Origin of the sequence: Shewanella sp. NKUCC05_KAH (assembly GCF_019345585.1) — a bacterium.
In the GTDB taxonomy this organism is placed as follows: Bacteria; Pseudomonadota; Gammaproteobacteria; order Enterobacterales; family Shewanellaceae; genus Shewanella; species Shewanella oncorhynchi.
This window is the reverse complement of record NZ_JAHKQZ010000034.1, coordinates 1-14,074: the sequence shown is the minus strand read 5'-3', so window position 1 is coordinate 14,074 and position 14,074 is coordinate 1. Positions and strand designations below refer to the sequence as shown.

General features: G+C 45.7%; 23 protein-coding genes. 13 read left to right on the top strand and 10 right to left on the bottom strand.

Annotated elements, in window-relative coordinates:
* Nucleotides 1–390: 390 nt before the first annotated feature.
* Nucleotides 391–1,284: a hypothetical protein gene (locus tag KO533_RS21830; protein ID WP_219256137.1), complete on the top strand. Its 894-nt coding sequence runs from the start codon at nucleotides 391–393 to the stop codon at nucleotides 1,282–1,284.
* Nucleotides 1,285–1,602: 318 nt separating this feature from the next.
* Here KO533_RS21830 and KO533_RS21825 read toward each other — a convergent pair whose 3' ends face one another.
* The 8 genes from KO533_RS21825 to KO533_RS21790 all read right to left on the bottom strand — a co-directional run bounded on the left by KO533_RS21825 (nucleotide 1,603) and on the right by KO533_RS21790 (nucleotide 6,685).
* The gene (locus tag KO533_RS21825; protein WP_219256136.1) at nucleotides 1,603–2,301 is read right to left on the bottom strand and encodes a hypothetical protein; all 699 of its coding nucleotides are present in this window, start codon (nucleotides 2,299–2,301) and stop codon (nucleotides 1,603–1,605) included.
* A gap of 76 nt (nucleotides 2,302–2,377) precedes the next feature.
* Nucleotides 2,378–2,737, bottom strand: a complete 360-nt coding sequence (locus tag KO533_RS21820) for a hypothetical protein (protein WP_219256135.1) — start codon at nucleotides 2,735–2,737, stop codon at nucleotides 2,378–2,380.
* Nucleotides 2,724–2,942 carry a helix-turn-helix transcriptional regulator gene (locus KO533_RS21815; RefSeq protein ID WP_011847783.1) on the bottom strand — a complete coding sequence of 73 codons (219 nt, stop codon included), beginning with the start codon at nucleotides 2,940–2,942 and terminating at the stop codon, nucleotides 2,724–2,726. Before KO533_RS21815 ends, KO533_RS21820 begins: the two co-directional genes overlap by 14 nt.
* A 55-nt stretch (nucleotides 2,943–2,997) precedes the next feature.
* Entirely contained in the window at nucleotides 2,998–4,254 is a 1,257-nt protein-coding gene (locus KO533_RS21810) for a tyrosine-type recombinase/integrase (protein WP_106649460.1), read from the bottom strand.
* Entirely contained in the window at nucleotides 4,244–4,930 is a 687-nt protein-coding gene (locus KO533_RS21805) for a replication protein P (RefSeq protein ID WP_219256134.1), read from the bottom strand. Before KO533_RS21805 ends, KO533_RS21810 begins: the two co-directional genes overlap by 11 nt.
* Nucleotides 4,927–5,676, bottom strand: coding sequence for a helix-turn-helix domain-containing protein (locus KO533_RS21800; protein WP_219256133.1), 750 nt, complete (start codon nucleotides 5,674–5,676; stop codon nucleotides 4,927–4,929). The genes KO533_RS21805 and KO533_RS21800 overlap by 4 nt, the downstream gene beginning before the upstream one ends.
* A 165-nt stretch (nucleotides 5,677–5,841) precedes the next feature.
* The gene (locus tag KO533_RS21795; protein ID WP_219256132.1) at nucleotides 5,842–6,450 is read right to left on the bottom strand and encodes a hypothetical protein; all 609 of its coding nucleotides are present in this window, start codon (nucleotides 6,448–6,450) and stop codon (nucleotides 5,842–5,844) included.
* A gap of 31 nt (nucleotides 6,451–6,481) precedes the next feature.
* Nucleotides 6,482–6,685: a Cro/CI family transcriptional regulator gene (locus KO533_RS21790; RefSeq protein ID WP_012196666.1), complete on the bottom strand. Its 204-nt coding sequence runs from the start codon at nucleotides 6,683–6,685 to the stop codon at nucleotides 6,482–6,484.
* Nucleotides 6,686–6,744: 59 nt separating this feature from the next.
* Here KO533_RS21790 and KO533_RS21785 point away from each other — a divergent pair, with 59 nt between their 5' ends.
* From KO533_RS21785 to KO533_RS21775, 3 genes are all read left to right on the top strand, one after another.
* On the top strand, nucleotides 6,745–7,467 hold the full coding sequence (locus KO533_RS21785; protein ID WP_251073520.1) for a helix-turn-helix transcriptional regulator: 723 nt from the start codon (nucleotides 6,745–6,747) through the stop codon (nucleotides 7,465–7,467).
* Between the two features lie 257 nt (nucleotides 7,468–7,724).
* The gene (locus tag KO533_RS21780; RefSeq protein ID WP_219256131.1) at nucleotides 7,725–8,273 is read left to right on the top strand and encodes a hypothetical protein; all 549 of its coding nucleotides are present in this window, start codon (nucleotides 7,725–7,727) and stop codon (nucleotides 8,271–8,273) included.
* Between the two features lie 21 nt (nucleotides 8,274–8,294).
* On the top strand, nucleotides 8,295–8,702 hold the full coding sequence (locus KO533_RS21775; protein ID WP_219256130.1) for a type II toxin-antitoxin system YafO family toxin: 408 nt from the start codon (nucleotides 8,295–8,297) through the stop codon (nucleotides 8,700–8,702).
* A gap of 40 nt (nucleotides 8,703–8,742) precedes the next feature.
* Here KO533_RS21775 and KO533_RS21770 read toward each other — a convergent pair whose 3' ends face one another.
* Nucleotides 8,743–9,168 carry a hypothetical protein gene (locus KO533_RS21770; protein WP_219256129.1) on the bottom strand — a complete coding sequence of 142 codons (426 nt, stop codon included), beginning with the start codon at nucleotides 9,166–9,168 and terminating at the stop codon, nucleotides 8,743–8,745.
* A gap of 152 nt (nucleotides 9,169–9,320) precedes the next feature.
* On the opposite strand from KO533_RS21770, the gene KO533_RS21765 reads away from it, so the two are divergent.
* The 9 genes from KO533_RS21765 to KO533_RS21725 are packed head-to-tail and all read left to right on the top strand — an operon-like array spanning nucleotide 9,321 to nucleotide 13,138.
* On the top strand, nucleotides 9,321–9,674 hold the full coding sequence (locus KO533_RS21765; protein ID WP_012586789.1) for a hypothetical protein: 354 nt from the start codon (nucleotides 9,321–9,323) through the stop codon (nucleotides 9,672–9,674).
* Complete coding sequence (locus KO533_RS21760) at nucleotides 9,671–9,931, top strand: pyocin activator PrtN family protein (protein WP_006082040.1); 261 nt, start codon at nucleotides 9,671–9,673, stop codon at nucleotides 9,929–9,931. The genes KO533_RS21765 and KO533_RS21760 overlap by 4 nt, the downstream gene beginning before the upstream one ends.
* A 25-nt stretch (nucleotides 9,932–9,956) precedes the next feature.
* Nucleotides 9,957–10,304: a hypothetical protein gene (locus tag KO533_RS21755; RefSeq protein WP_006082041.1), complete on the top strand. Its 348-nt coding sequence runs from the start codon at nucleotides 9,957–9,959 to the stop codon at nucleotides 10,302–10,304.
* A gap of 30 nt (nucleotides 10,305–10,334) precedes the next feature.
* On the top strand, nucleotides 10,335–10,964 hold the full coding sequence (locus KO533_RS21750; protein WP_219256128.1) for a hypothetical protein: 630 nt from the start codon (nucleotides 10,335–10,337) through the stop codon (nucleotides 10,962–10,964).
* Nucleotides 10,961–12,025 (top strand): DGQHR domain-containing protein, encoded by a 1,065-nt coding sequence (locus KO533_RS21745; protein ID WP_219256127.1) that lies wholly within the window; start codon nucleotides 10,961–10,963, stop codon nucleotides 12,023–12,025. Before KO533_RS21750 ends, KO533_RS21745 begins: the two co-directional genes overlap by 4 nt.
* Complete coding sequence (locus KO533_RS21740) at nucleotides 12,022–12,315, top strand: hypothetical protein (RefSeq protein WP_219256126.1); 294 nt, start codon at nucleotides 12,022–12,024, stop codon at nucleotides 12,313–12,315. The genes KO533_RS21745 and KO533_RS21740 overlap by 4 nt, the downstream gene beginning before the upstream one ends.
* Nucleotides 12,316–12,594 carry a hypothetical protein gene (locus KO533_RS21735; RefSeq protein WP_219256125.1) on the top strand — a complete coding sequence of 93 codons (279 nt, stop codon included), beginning with the start codon at nucleotides 12,316–12,318 and terminating at the stop codon, nucleotides 12,592–12,594. It begins immediately after the preceding gene.
* Nucleotides 12,591–12,821 (top strand): hypothetical protein, encoded by a 231-nt coding sequence (locus KO533_RS21730; RefSeq protein ID WP_011847800.1) that lies wholly within the window; start codon nucleotides 12,591–12,593, stop codon nucleotides 12,819–12,821. Before KO533_RS21735 ends, KO533_RS21730 begins: the two co-directional genes overlap by 4 nt.
* Nucleotides 12,818–13,138, top strand: a complete 321-nt coding sequence (locus KO533_RS21725; protein ID WP_219256124.1) for a hypothetical protein — start codon at nucleotides 12,818–12,820, stop codon at nucleotides 13,136–13,138. The genes KO533_RS21730 and KO533_RS21725 overlap by 4 nt, the downstream gene beginning before the upstream one ends.
* Before the next feature lie 145 nt (nucleotides 13,139–13,283).
* Here the strand turns inward: KO533_RS21725 and KO533_RS21720 are convergent, their stop codons facing one another.
* Entirely contained in the window at nucleotides 13,284–13,535 is a 252-nt protein-coding gene (locus KO533_RS21720) for a hypothetical protein (RefSeq protein ID WP_219256123.1), read from the bottom strand.
* Between the last annotated feature and the right edge of the window lie 539 nt (nucleotides 13,536–14,074).

Here is a 14,074-nt window from a genome sequence, read left to right as displayed (position 1 = left end):
GGTTAGCTAACGAACAGCTATTTGGATGTTTACGAACAAGAAATAACGCCAAATAAAAAGGGCCCCTAAAAGGAGCCCTTGGCAGAGGAATAACGTGCGACTGAATAAATGTAACCTTAGCAAGCGTATACAAATGTACTCGATTTTAAGGGCCTTGAAAGCGCCAAAAGTGTCGCTAAAAGCGACAATAGTGTCGTTTCGGAATTTGTAAATATGTGATACGTGAAAACTTAATCACAGAGGATTTATTGTTTTACTTATCACTTAAGTGATAAACAACTACCAATCAAAGATTATTTCAACTGGTAATGATCTACTTTAGATGCTGACAAACTTTTTATTATGTGGCCAAATTGTTTAAGCCGCCGACCAAAACAACATGGAAAAGGTATGTCATTAAAGGACTCTGTAGACGAAGTATTAAGGAAAATAGGAAGAAATATAATGCTCTTCCAAGAACTTGAACATTTATTAAAGTTTATTGTTGCAAATGGAGAGTTATCAGGATTTTCAAGAGATTTAGAGAAGATAAAAGCAGCACGGGTTAAGAATATCAGTAAGCAAACGATGGGGACGTTGGTTGGACAGTATATTGAAAATACCAACCTTGATAGCGAAGCTATCTCATCAGAACCCGAAGTTATCGATGACGCATATTTATCTTTTCGTTTTCACTTAGAATGCGACGCTACAAACTATGAAGCAAAAAAAGTACGCTTAGCCAATTTAGTTTCAAATAGAAATAAGCTGGTCCATCATTTACTACCGAGATTTGATAGTAATTCTGTAGACAGTTGTCGGATTATTGGAGATGAACTTGACGAGCAGAGTAAAGAAATACGGGAAGAAATTGAAGACTTAAAAGCCAATGTGAATGCCTTAGATAGGGCTAAAAATCTTCTTGTAAGCTTTCTCAATTCAGAGGAAGGCAAAAAAATCATGGAATATTCTTATTTAATAAATACTCCCTTAGTCATAATGTTAGGGAAGATTGCCGTTCAAAGGCAGAGAGCAGATGGTTGGACATTGATAAATACTGCAGGACAACTACTAAAGCAACATCTACCTGAAGAGGTTGCGGTATTGAAAGAAAACTATGGACATAAATCGTTAAAGAGTCTCATCCTTGCAACTGAGATATTCGATATGCATGAAGAGACGACAGATAAAGGCGGTACTAGAGTCTTATACAGATTGAAATCTGGATGTGAATTGTCATTTGCCAAGCCTGCGGATGAACAGATCATATTGACCTCAAAGCTAATCTCTAACTCTGGTGATTAGTGATAGTTCAGTAACTACATCTCTCACCAATCAAATCTTACTGAACTACGATCTAGTCCACCTCAAAAGATCTAAAAGTTGTGGTATTCGATCATAGATCGAAGCGCTAAATCCTTACCAACTACATTGCAGGTTAATCCTTTAAAATCAGTAAATAACAATCTAAATTAAGAGAGCTTTTTTTTAGCATTAATCAATGCTCACAAAACAACAACCAACCTCCCCAAAATTCTCATATGTAGTGAAGCATTGCGCGTCACCGCCCCCGCAGTGAAGGCAGCCGGAAGGACCCTTGAAGATCAAGGGCCTAAGTGAATGCTATTGAAACGATGCTAAACCTCGTTTTAGCCTGTAACCAGTTTGAGGAAAGTACACAACCTCCTCGCTTTCTAGATCAAAACCTGCACACATACGTGAGCCACAGTACAATAAATACAACGGCTGATTTAACTCTGCTTTAAGGCTTGTGACCATATTAAATGGATGCTCTTTTGTTGCGGAAGTTATTGGTTTCTGTTTTTCAGAAAACTCTTCAACAATATGATTTTTAATGTACATCGCATTGTTCATTCCATCCGCTTGAAAACTTTTAAGACCCAAAACAATTACTACAAATGATACAAAAAACATTAAAGCACGAAAGGCTGGTGCTAAATATGGCCAAGAAGGCCAAGAAGAATATTTACCCTTAAAATTCAACCTCTTGTATATCTTCCGTTTAAAACGAATACATTTTTTTAAATTACTATCATTTTTAGTTATCCTACTAACTTCGCTAATAAAGATAGCTCTTAGCCAAAAGGTAACAACCAATAAATAAAATATAGTCACTGACTTATTAAGTGATAAAGTAAAACCATCAAAGACAATAGAATGAAAGTTCCTTTCTAAAACATCAGAATCCAAACCTAAAACCCTGAAATATCCATTAACATAAAATGAACTACAGCAATAAAAAAATGCTGTAGTTAAAGTTATAAAAATCGCACTATTCTTTAAAAAATCTTCAAACTTCATAAATCCCACTACATCCATGTTTACGACTGAAGACGCTGAGATTAATCACTACCCTATAGATTTTCAACAAAAACTATTAAGGACAGTGAGTTAACCCAATCTCTGCTCTTCTCAACCAATACACATACGACTTCTTACTGTCGAACCCCATCAATGCCCACTGACCTTTGCACACGTAACAGGTGCGAATCGCCCGAATACAGTTTGGCGATAACCGCTCAATCATCCTATCGAACTGGACCACCTGCTTAGGAACGCTCAACTCCCTAACCAACGCACATCCATAAACCTGCACCTCACCTAACTTATCGCAAGCACTGCGATTAGTGAAACCTTTCCCGAGTTCTTGGAACGCCCAATAACGCCCCCAGGCATTGAGCCCAGCACGAAGGGCTTTCATGTTAATAACCTGCTCTTGCGCATCACATACTCGCATTAGCCACCTCCGTGATCTGGTCTATCGATAAATGGAATACATCATCCACTATTGAGCGCAGGTGGTTATAAGGCACGTTACTCTTGCCATTCTCCCATCGCTGATACGTTCGGCGGCTTATCCCGTAAAACGCCGCCACTTCGTCCTGAGAAAGCCCCTTAATCGCCCTGCCTGTTTTTAGAATTTTTGCAGCTGGATGACTCATAAAACCACCTTAATTTGTGCCATTGCATACTCTTGTAAGGCTGATGCAACGATCATCACAGCCACCCACTCGCACCAAGGGTTTGAGCACTCCCAACATTCGCGGACGATCTAGGGATTATCTCGGGCGCAACCTCACTAAAACCGAGCGAAATTAAATGCGCGTGATACGCATCAAGCGCACTCAACATGCCCTTATCCAAAGTCGAATGAACATAGGTACGCAAAAGCACAGGCAAGGCATGATTAAGCAACCGCTCACCCACCATAGTATCTACGCCCATGTCTTGAATAATCGTCCGGCAAAGCTTGCGCAAATCATGCGAGGTAAACTCCTTAAACCGAATCGTCTCACTCCAATAATGCGCAGTGCGCTGGCTAATAGCGCCCACATCACCCGCAAACAAAAACGCCCGTTTACCCACATTTTTAAGCTGCCACTGCAAATAATGCTGGATCAACGCCTTAGCCGTAGGGGTTAACGGTAGCCGGTGCTCTTGGCGGTTCTTCGCGTTCGCCGCAGGAATAAACCAAAACTCACCCGCAAAATGCTCCCATCGTGCCAAGCGGGTTTCACCAATGCGCGTGCCAAACATCAGCATCAACATAAACAACATCGCCACCGGCATAAATGCATCACGCAACGCCACAAACAACGGCCCTAAGTCCGACTCCATCAATCGCGTATCAGGCTTAGGTGATAAGGTTAAACTCATCGTCACTCGATACCCCATCAGAGGATTAAGCAATAACAACCTAAAATCCGCCGCCAAACTCAACGCCCGCTTAAGCACATTCACACTCAAACGAATATAATGCGGCGCATAACCCTCATTCAGCATCAGCTTCACCAACGCACTATCGACCACCAAAAACGACAACTCAGCCAAGGCCACATCCCCCAACTTAGGCAACAACTGCTTACGCATAATCGACCTACAGTTATCGCGCCAGCTCGGGCTTAAGGTCGTATTACCATCCAAATAATCCCCATACCACAACAGCAAATCAGTCACAGTCGCAAACTCACCGCGCAACACATCCGCGCCCGCACTGCGCTTAGCCAGCATCACAGGTAAATCCGCTAAAAACGTCTTAATGCACATGCTCGGCCACACGCCTTGCTTCTTCCAAACCGTTTTATCACCCTCATTAATCACCAAATGCACACTCGCCTTCGTCCTATCCGCCGTCGCCCGTAAACGCAGCTCAGGAAACTGCGGGTCCCTAAAATCCCGCGTCAAACCGCCACGTAACCAACGGCGCAGCGCAGCATCGTTCAACTTACCTACCTCAACCCCGCTAGCAGCCATCGTTTGCCCCCTTAAGCCCAAGGTTTGCCCGTAAATTAGCAATAATCGATTTCGCCTTTGCCGCCTCAGTGGGCCGCGTCACCGTTTCAGGTAATGCCTTTGGCAACTCAATATCGGTCAACTCACCACGGCTAAAGCGCCGACACAACACTTTGTAATTGCGCTCAAACGTCATCAACACATCCTTTTCAAGCCCAGTCGCAAACATCCAACTGCCCGTCTCGCGCACTGCCAAGCGCACCACATCATGGCTCCACGTATGCTTGTCAGGGTGATGGTAATGGCGCGTAGCCTCCTTAAACGCCGCTTCCAACTTGGGCAATCCCAAATCACAGGCAGTGGGTTGGCACCACAAGGCAAACTGGCGCGGTGTCGGCCAAAACTGCCTATCGCCCTGCTCGCGTCTAGCGCGATTCAGCCCCGCTTGCACTTGCTCGCGGCTCGCAATTCCCTGCGCAGCCAAAGTTTTAAGCCACTCACCTTTGTGGGTCGCTTCGTCCTCCGGCCGTGGCGCACTTACCGGAAACAACACCCGCAACTTGCTAAACACGCTGTCCACAATCGCCATATCCATTGCCGTCGGCTCAGGTTGCATCACCCGTTCGCCCTGCCCAACCAGCGGCTGGCGGATTAAGGTCTGCAGTGATTTCATGCTCGTATTTTGCTTGGCAGTCATATCAAGGGATCCTCAGGGTCATACACCGCATGGCGCCAATCCACTTGCCCAACGGCAGTTGCTATCGGTCTTGGCAACGGCGTTAGCCAATGGCGTTCGCGGATAAACTTGGTAATACCCAACACAAACTGGCCGTTAGCACTAAAGCCCCAACTTGCATCCAGCGCCGCAGCCTCCTTCAACCAAGTCACCGCCAACACGCAATCGGCATCGGTCAGCTTTTCGGCCTTCCACGCTTTCCACGCAGCCGAATCCGACCCGCCTTTGCGATGGGCTGGGTAGGCTTTAAAAAACGCATTGAAAACCGACTTAGCACTCGTTGCTGGACAACTATCTTTTAAAGATTCATTGATAGGTTCAAAAGAGTGATAGATTCCGGTGCTATCTGGTGGCACAGGGGGTGTGCTATCTGGTGGCATACCTATGCTATCTGGTGGCACCTCTTCGGTGCTATCTGCTAGCACAGGGGGTGCTACCTCGTAGCAGATTGAAATCGTGTAAATATTGGTTAAATTTCCCTTAGGTCCCTTACGATTTTTAATCGTCACAAACCCCATATCAACCAAGGCCGCAATATGCTTTCTCACTGTGCTATGACCAATCTCGCACTGATCAGCAATATGCTGATGGCTCGGCCAACATTCACCATTATCGTTCGCGTTATCGGCCAGCTTAATCAACACCAGCTTACGCAGTGGATTACCCACCTTGGCCTTCATCGCTTTTACCATCAATTCCATGCTCATAAGCCACCGCCTAACTGCGCGACAGCCAGCACAAAATTGACGAAATCATCATGTATACGTAACATGTAATCGCCTCACATAGGTATTAAGCCCGCGCTCAGTCGCCAAACTTCAGCGGGCTTTCTTATTCTCGATAAGTAATCGATGCGTGTTCGTGTACCATCATCAACAACCCGCCTTACCGCCGTGACTCGCTAAATACGGATACGCCAGCTCTAACGCTGCCATGCTGGCTTGCGTGGTCGCCGCCGACTCTTTTAACTCGCGGTGCGCCGCCACTAACTGCTCGCGCTTGGGCTCCTCGCCCAAATGGATCACCGCCACTTGCGCCTCGGCGTTCTCTTTGGTGAGCGACGCTGCCATATCGGCCACATGCAACACATGGCCGTCATTCATGCGGTCCGCAATGACCGTCACCCCAGTGCAACCAAACACATCGTTGAGATACTGCACTCGCAATTGCTCGGGCAATGCCGCCACCAGTGCTTGCTCAACATGAAACAAGCGATCAACCTGCGGATGTTGGCCTTCGTACTGGCCGAGCCAACGAAACAGCTTTTGGGCATTAATTCGCGCATCGTTGTGCACGTCTTGCGTGCTCGCAAAGCTAATGCCCTCCGCCGCTAATACCTCGCTTAGCCCAAGGCGCTCAACCGCCGCAACAAAATCAATCGCCAGCGCAAAGCGTGTCATCTTGGGTAACTCCAACACTCGATGAATCGTTTTCATTAACAAATTCAAGCGGCTATCTTTTTTACGTGAACTGGTTTTCATGTGTACTGTCCTCCTTCAAACTAAAGTGAACCTAAGCCACACTTGCCGACTCAGGATTATCTAAAACAACGACGGGGTTAACTTTGAGTGCGCCATCAGTTAGGCGCTCAATTTGATAAGCACGGAGTTCGGGAACGTCTTCACCCCATTGACTAATTGCAGAAGGTTTGATGTTCAAAACCTGAGCTAGCTTGGTTTGAGAACCATAAAATTTGACGGCATCATCTTTTGTCATGGGTTGATCTCCACACTGAAAAAATAAGTTTTCTTACACAATAGAAAGAAAGGAAACTTATGTCAACAAAAGATAAGATCACTTACATGAAAACACTCGGTCAGCGCATACGCGAAAAGCGTAAAGAATTAGGTATCACCCAAAAAGCACTTGGTGCTTTAATTGGGGTTTCTGCTGTTGCAGTAACTCAGTGGGAAAAAGATGAGACAGCCCCAAAGGGCGCAAATTTATTTGCTTTAGCGAAATCATTGAAATGTGATCTCAGCTGGCTTCTAAATGGGCAAGTCGCTGTAAAACCTGAATCGAATGCGGAATGGGCTGGCGGTTTTGATCTATGGGACAACGATAGTCCACTGGGTGAGGATGAAGTCGAAATCCCCTTTTACGTGGATATCGAACTCTCGGCGGGTGAAGGCATTGTTGAAGGTGTTGAGTATAAAGGCCCTAAGCTCCGCTTTGCAAAAAGCAGCCTTAAGCGTCAAGGTGTAAACACGGACCATGCGGCCTGTGTAAAAGTGAATGGCAACAGCATGGAACCTGTATTACCCCACGGCTCAACGGTGGGCGTGGATACCTCAGCCACCGAAATAGTTGATGGTAAAATGTATGCCATTAACCACGATGGCATGATGCGCGTCAAAATGCTCTACAAACTCCCCGGTGGTGGCCTGCGTCTACGCAGTTACAACCTCGACGAATACCCAGATGAACATCTGGATACTGAAAAGCTAAAACACATCAAGATCATCGGCAAAGTGTTTTGGTACTCGGTATTAATTTAGTCTGTATATAAATACAGTATTTCAATAATTTACTTTATCTTCTTCAGTTCAAAATTTCTTTGTTACCCATTTGTAATTTATTTTTTATCGTGTAAAGTCATCAGTAGGATACAGTGATATTTCGTAGAAAATATCGAATTCGCTTGTATTTTAGACAGAGAAATGGATAATGTCGCGGCCTTAGAAAGTGGGTCTGTTTACACTATGTAACAGGCCTTTTGTGTCTAAGCTGCTATACTAAATATGGAGTAATAATTATGAAGGGGGGATCTGCTATGCTAATCGCCACCATCATGTCAGCTTTTTCTTCAACTCCAACGGTTGAAGCTAGCATGCTTGTATCAAAGCCAAACGCTATTTGTAATCGTCACTGTGATAATGTAGCTAGTGCAAGTTCAGTGCTAAGCTCTATTGAGAGTCGCAGAGAAGAGCTTACTTGCATTCTTAAAAGCTTTAGAGAGCATTATTATAATCTTTGTAATGATGTTGAAACTGTTGATCATAATGAATATGACCAACTTAAAAACCTTGAACTATTCTCTCGAGGAATGAGTGAATTTATGAAGGGTGTTTTAACTAATGAAGCTGATTCTATAAAGATTGAACATGGTGAAGAAGTGTATGATTCATTCAGACACTTAGTAGCCATACATGGTCAAGTTCGTAAAAATATCAGTAATATTTTAGCCTTATATAAAGATGAAATGGGTGAAGTAGAAACGATTCATAATACTGAATTTGAACCGACTGAAGAGTTTATTGCTGCAGCTTATCAAGTTAGCGAAAACTTGTATCATACACATTAACACTATTCATAGGGACGTGTAGTGGCAGCAACAGTAACATTCGAACAAAATTTAGAAAGTCAGCTTGCGGCCAAAGGTTTCAAGTTGACTCAACTAAAGAATGACCTAGAACTTTACTTTTCTTCTGAAAAAACTAAACGAGCTTACTACTTAGGGAAAGATACTCCTTATCGTGATCCTAAGCATGTTAAAGATTCTGAGCTACATCACATTCATATTTTTGTTAAAGGAATTTCTTGCCCACAAATATGGGGTGCAGCAAGAACAAGTAATTCTTATATTGTTTATACTTTTGGTTATTTTGATGAAGATGCAATACATGTAATTGACTTCTTAAGTGAACAAGCACATGAAAAAAGTCGAGCAAATAACTATAGTCTAATAATCCAATATAAAGTTGTTGCAGATAACTTCAGAACAAAATTCTAAAACCCGCTTTTGCGGGTTTTCTTTAGCTATTTATTTTCACTTAATCCTGCCAATTCACCACTTTACCATCTCGAACATACGCATAACGCTGGCCGTACATACCATCCCTAAAAACCCATTGTTCAGGACCATAAGCTGAACGATTAATTTTTATTGCCCAGCCCCAGCTTTGCTCTAGCGCCTCAACGCTCATGCCAACCTCAACCTTCCCTGCTTTGATCAATGCATTTTCCCAATCACTGAATTGGCTTTCATCATAAGCGTGCGGGTCTACCTTTGGATGATCATTCTTAATTACCACATCAACGGATGACTGCTCAACGCCATCAGGACAAGGTATGTCCTGCATCACTAGCTTACCCTCGATTTCACACTTGAAAATCTCAGCAAATACAGATTGAGACAAAGACAGCGCAGCTAAAACCGATAACGTTAGCATAAAATATACTCGTCTAAAAAAGACCATAAACCCTCCTTAGTTCAATCGCTTACTCTACCTTACCACTCGTTCAAAAAACCATCAAAACAAAAACACTTAAAAATAAGTTATCTTTCTAATTGACGAAAAAGATAAGTTAACTTATCTTTAGGCCTGTACCCACTACCGAGGACAGGGAAATGATTCTAGCGAAAGTTCACACCACACCTAAGCAACGCGATGAGTTTCGTCTACTGGTTGCAATACGTTTTGCCTGCTTGATGGCGCTGGCCAAGGGCCACACCGACCCAATGGATTGCCCACGGGTGCAAGCCCGATGCGCCGAACTGGTCAAGCATTTTGCCTATCACCACCCAAGCGCTGCCTTTTACCGCCAGTTCATCCGCCACACGGGCGAACTCGGGCTCAACTTCTGCCTGCGCTTTACCGAGCCCCAACAAGGTTTGTACGGCAAGGTGATGGTGTGGCGTAACGAACAGGCGGCCACTAACGTGCATCCGCTGCAACTCACCCAAGCGGAGCAACCAACATGAAAGGCATCAACACCGCGTTTTTGCTTATGGCCCAGTTCAACAAAGTGATAGTGCCACTGGATCAAATCAGCAAAGAGTATTTTGGCCTCGAACCGCGTACCGCGGCCAACTATGCCAAAGCCGGCCGCTTGCCCTTAGCCGCCTTTCGCACCAGTAACAGCAACAAAGCGCCTTGGATGGTCAATGTCACCGACCTTGCCGAATACCTCGACAAGCAACGCGACGCCGCCAAGCAAGATCAAATCAACCTAGCGTAATCAGCGGCTCAGTGGGGAGGTAACTATGTTTTTTGTTTACGGCGTGTCCATGACCTTAGCGAAAAATCAAGCGGCCAAAAAGTGCAGCACCTCTGTAGGCGCGCACCCTAACCGCCGTCAACTGAGCCCCGACGAGTACCAAGCAAAGTTGGATGATATGGCGCAGCACTTGTTTGAAACCATGAAGCCACAACGCCTGTCGCATTCGTTATCGACGCCCGCGCTGTGCCAGCAATATATCGTTTTAGCCATGACCCAAGAAGCCCACCGCGATGTGCATATTCGCTATCACAAGCTGTCGGACAAGGTGAACCCCAAAACCAAGAAACCCATCATCAATCTGGTGGTGTTTAACGGCGAAGCCGCAGCTTAGCTCGGCTGATTCAAAAGGAAGGAATAGCGTATGAAACACCCAACGAGAGAGTCATTTTTAAACGATGTGGCCGAACATCAACTCACCATTCTTAAAGATGATGGGGTGTTCCGCCACATGGTACTCAGCCAAGGCAGCTTTGAGCATCGCTTTGAAATCACCACATGGCCGCAGCATCTGTGCATCAGTGGCGATATGGGCTGTTACGTATTTTCTCGGGTTCAGGACATGTTTTGCTTCTTTCGCCAAAGCGGTGATGACTGGGGCGTGAATGCGAGTTACTGGGAAGAAAAGGTGCTGGCTGAGTGTAAAACCGATGGCACTCGTGAGTTTGATGCCAAAGAAGCCGATCAACGCCTTGAGCAGTTTTTGCAGTGGTTTGTCGAAGGGCTCGACCCAACGAACGAAGAAGAGGCAGAGACGATTAGCAGCGCGACCAATGCCGTTAAGGAGTTTACCCAAAACCGCGAGAACGCCGAGTGGGATGTGGTTTATCGCCTCAATAATTGGGATGAAGAAGATGCGGGCGGCATGACATTGGATGATTTTTGGGATGGCTGGAAAGACCCCTTCACCTATCGCTTTATATGGTGCTGTTTCGCGATTGTTTTTGCCATCCGCCAATACGACGAAGCCACCCAAAGCAAGGAGGCAGCATGATGGATATGTGTTACTCAATGCCCGCTGTGATGGGCGTACAAGGCGGTAAAGTGTTTTACACCGTTATCATGTCAATGCGTGTACTGGTTCGTATGTTACGCATTGACGATGCCGGCAGTGTGCTCGACCGCAGCCAGCGCAAAGTTAACCCTGCCCGTGCTAAATCCATTGGCAATTACATGGTGGCGAATCCAACGGGGTATTTTCTGCCAGGCATTATCGGCGTGGTTGAAGTACCCACTGGTGGCGATGCGCCAAAGTTCGAAGCGTCCGAAATCAGCGGCGTGGTCGGCGTGTTAAAAGTCGGCCTTGATTCGATTATCAAGTTGTTCGATGGCCAGCACCGCGCCACAGGTATCGCAAAGGCACTGGAAAAATCACCGGAGATAGCCCAAGACTCAATCTCTATCACCCTATACATGAATTTATCGCTGCAAGAACGCCAGCAAGCGTTTACCGATATCAACCAAAATGCCAGCAAACCGCCTCAAGGTTTGTCAGATACCTACAACCACAGGGATGAGCTATCAAAGCTCACCATGGATTTAGTGAAACAAATCGACTGGATGCAAGGCCGTGTTGATTTTGCGACAAACAAACCGACTACACAGAGCGAATTTTATTGGTCCTTTAAACAAATTAAAGACGCCACGGCCATCATGCTGGGTACCAAGAAAAACTTTGAGCCATTCCACGCCGCCCTTGCCTATGACTTTTGGAACACCATGGGCGCAGCAATGGAGTTCCAATCCCTTGGCAGTAAAGAGCGCGAAACCAGTTTATTTACCACCACGGTAATGCTTAAAGCGCTGGCGAGCGCCGCAAACGTGGCTGAGTCCATCGGCCAACGCCACTGGCGCCACGCTTACCAAAACCTCGTTTGGAGTCGCAACAGCCAAGACTTTACCGGCCGCTGCATTTGCCCCAAAACAGGCAAGTTACTCGCGAACGCCGATGCCGTGACACTGACATCAAACCTCATTCTTAAAACGATGCAGCAAAAGCTCGACCCCGTTCGCGCCAGCGTTGAAAGAACGTTTTTCCCTGAGGTGGCAGCATGAACCACTTACTCCCAGGCTTTGAATCACAAGAGCGTGTTGCGTTATTGCTATCGCTTACCCGCATTAGCTCGCCCGAGGTGATCGCCGCGTTAACGCTGCATTACACCAGCGCCCTACCCGCAGAACGCGCGGCGGCTCGCCACGGTATTGAACTGTCGAACTTTATGCGCGGGCAAAAGAAGCTAGAGCAAATCGCCGCCACGGTCGAGGCCATTAAAGCCATCGACTGGGCCAAGCTGCAATCAAACCCTTTGCTAACAAGCCCTTTGCAAACGAAGCAGGTGGCCTAAATGACTCAATCAGCGGCGTTTCGCCATCTGTTAAATCATTACCGCAGCCATAAGTTAAGCCTGTTACTCAAGGCTACAACGGGCGACAGCATCAAAATCGCACTGGCACTGGGCGCGTTAGATTGCCTGTACTGGCAAGCATTGGGCAACGGCTTAACCAACCTCGCTAAGGGCATTAGCCGCACCATAGTGTATTCGTACCGATACCACCCAATGCGCCTGCCCTGCCATTCGCCTGTCAGCCAAACAAGCAACAACCAAAACAAGGAGGCGGCATGAATACGTTCAGCACTAAAGCGGGCGTGGTCACGCTATCTAAGCCCTACTTCACCTTGATGTGCGATCAGCAACAAATCGAAGTGAAGTACACCCCAAACAACTACCACGGCTGGGGCATTTGTAAGTCTTTTAACGCCATCGAGTGCAGCGACTTCGGCCAAGCCGACGCCGAAGTATTCGCACTCAACGCAGAATCAAAACTCAGGATAAAAGGAGAAGCAGCATGAACCCAATACAAGCAGCAACTGTAGAACGTGAAGAAGGTTATTGGACCCATCCAGATTTGCCCGAGTGGGATGAAGGTGTGACCCGCGCAGATTGTGAAGCATGGGCTGCACGCCAAGGCGGCGAGTTTGTGGCGATTTGGTTTGAACTCGATGCGCCTGAAAATCAGATCGAGCGCTACTTTGACGAGGGCGACACCGATATCAGCGATTGGCAACCCGTTTGCGACAAGGCCGGCTCATTCCTGCTGAGTATTCACGACACCGAAGATAGCCCCGTCGCACTGTTTTTCGCGCCGAAGGCTAGGGAGACGGTGTAACGCTTCAATCATCCGACGCGTTGAAGCTAATCGGCCAATCTGCTTTGAACATCTTTAGAAACAGCTCTGTGCGGAGCCGCATGCATGGTGTTGTAGGGCAGGTTAGACACCTCCGACTATCCAATTATAAAATTACTCTCTCACTTCAAATAGTGCCATTTTGTATGTCACTTCTAATAATTTCCAAAACTTGATCATGTAATTCTTCACCATGATAATATTTAAAGTCTGAAGCCGTATCTCTTTCAAAGTGATATTTACTTTGCTTACCATTGCTGTCATTTGATACAAAAATCACAAATTCATCAATATTCTCTGCAAATCTAATTGTGTAGTTATTATCACTTACTATCATTGGAAATGTTTTCGTAACATTAAAACTAGTTAAGCTCGTCATATACTCGTCCTTTTTTATAACATTTTTAGTGCGCTGCGCGAGTACTTATTTAGACCAGTAAAAACGCGCATAGTTAATTACTTACAGTAAAAGGAACCTATCAGTTCTTTAACAAATAAACCATGCGGAAAAACACAGATGCGCGGGTTCCAAACCTACCACCCAAAGCAACGTGCAAGTAAGCAATTGATTATAAATAACATAAACTGACACCAGCCCTGTAAGCGCACACAACTATATTTCGTTTTAATCCGTGAAATGTGATCAAATCGAATAATACTGTATACATAAAAACATCTAAGACTGAGTCGTTATGAATACCAAAGACAGTTTCTATGCCCGAATGTAAGGAATAGGCAGCAAGACAGGCAAGGCAGGGAACTTGTCGCTCGGGACCTAACCAACTTTTTTAGCTCTGTTTAAACGCCTTGTTGAACGAAGCCGCTTTGCGGCAGGAACAAGATAAAGCCATCCTTTTGCCCCTCATCCTAAATACTTGCTAGACGCGACCTGCTTCGGTCGCAAACCTAGGAGTATCA

Bases quoted from the DNA above. Each gene is read 5' to 3' on its own strand.
- KO533_RS21765 (WP_012586789.1), top strand. From the start codon at position 9,321: ATGATTCTAGCGAAAGTTCACACCACACCTAAGCAACGCGATGAGTTT.
- KO533_RS21780 (WP_219256131.1), top strand. From the start codon at position 7,725: ATGAAGGGGGGATCTGCTATGCTAATCGCCACCATCATGTCAGCTTTT.
- KO533_RS21830 (WP_219256137.1), top strand. From the start codon at position 391: ATGTCATTAAAGGACTCTGTAGACGAAGTATTAAGGAAAATAGGAAGA.
- KO533_RS21800 (WP_219256133.1), bottom strand. From the start codon at position 5,676: ATGAGCATGGAATTGATGGTAAAAGCGATGAAGGCCAAGGTGGGTAAT.
- KO533_RS21820 (WP_219256135.1), bottom strand. From the start codon at position 2,737: ATGCGAGTATGTGATGCGCAAGAGCAGGTTATTAACATGAAAGCCCTT.
- KO533_RS21725 (WP_219256124.1), top strand. From the start codon at position 12,818: ATGAACCCAATACAAGCAGCAACTGTAGAACGTGAAGAAGGTTATTGG.
- KO533_RS21785 (WP_251073520.1), top strand. From the start codon at position 6,745: ATGTCAACAAAAGATAAGATCACTTACATGAAAACACTCGGTCAGCGC.
- KO533_RS21825 (WP_219256136.1), bottom strand. From the start codon at position 2,301: ATGAAGTTTGAAGATTTTTTAAAGAATAGTGCGATTTTTATAACTTTA.
- KO533_RS21790 (WP_012196666.1), bottom strand. From the start codon at position 6,685: ATGACAAAAGATGATGCCGTCAAATTTTATGGTTCTCAAACCAAGCTA.
- KO533_RS21810 (WP_106649460.1), bottom strand. From the start codon at position 4,254: ATGGCTGCTAGCGGGGTTGAGGTAGGTAAGTTGAACGATGCTGCGCTG.
- KO533_RS21805 (WP_219256134.1), bottom strand. From the start codon at position 4,930: ATGACTGCCAAGCAAAATACGAGCATGAAATCACTGCAGACCTTAATC.
- KO533_RS21770 (WP_219256129.1), bottom strand. From the start codon at position 9,168: ATGGTCTTTTTTAGACGAGTATATTTTATGCTAACGTTATCGGTTTTA.
- KO533_RS21795 (WP_219256132.1), bottom strand. From the start codon at position 6,450: ATGAAAACCAGTTCACGTAAAAAAGATAGCCGCTTGAATTTGTTAATG.
- KO533_RS21815 (WP_011847783.1), bottom strand. From the start codon at position 2,942: ATGAGTCATCCAGCTGCAAAAATTCTAAAAACAGGCAGGGCGATTAAG.
- KO533_RS21740 (WP_219256126.1), top strand. From the start codon at position 12,022: ATGAACCACTTACTCCCAGGCTTTGAATCACAAGAGCGTGTTGCGTTA.
- KO533_RS21720 (WP_219256123.1), bottom strand. From the start codon at position 13,535: ATGACGAGCTTAACTAGTTTTAATGTTACGAAAACATTTCCAATGATA.
- KO533_RS21755 (WP_006082041.1), top strand. From the start codon at position 9,957: ATGTTTTTTGTTTACGGCGTGTCCATGACCTTAGCGAAAAATCAAGCG.
- KO533_RS21745 (WP_219256127.1), top strand. From the start codon at position 10,961: ATGATGGATATGTGTTACTCAATGCCCGCTGTGATGGGCGTACAAGGC.
- KO533_RS21750 (WP_219256128.1), top strand. From the start codon at position 10,335: ATGAAACACCCAACGAGAGAGTCATTTTTAAACGATGTGGCCGAACAT.
- KO533_RS21735 (WP_219256125.1), top strand. From the start codon at position 12,316: ATGACTCAATCAGCGGCGTTTCGCCATCTGTTAAATCATTACCGCAGC.
- KO533_RS21760 (WP_006082040.1), top strand. From the start codon at position 9,671: ATGAAAGGCATCAACACCGCGTTTTTGCTTATGGCCCAGTTCAACAAA.
- KO533_RS21730 (WP_011847800.1), top strand. From the start codon at position 12,591: ATGAATACGTTCAGCACTAAAGCGGGCGTGGTCACGCTATCTAAGCCC.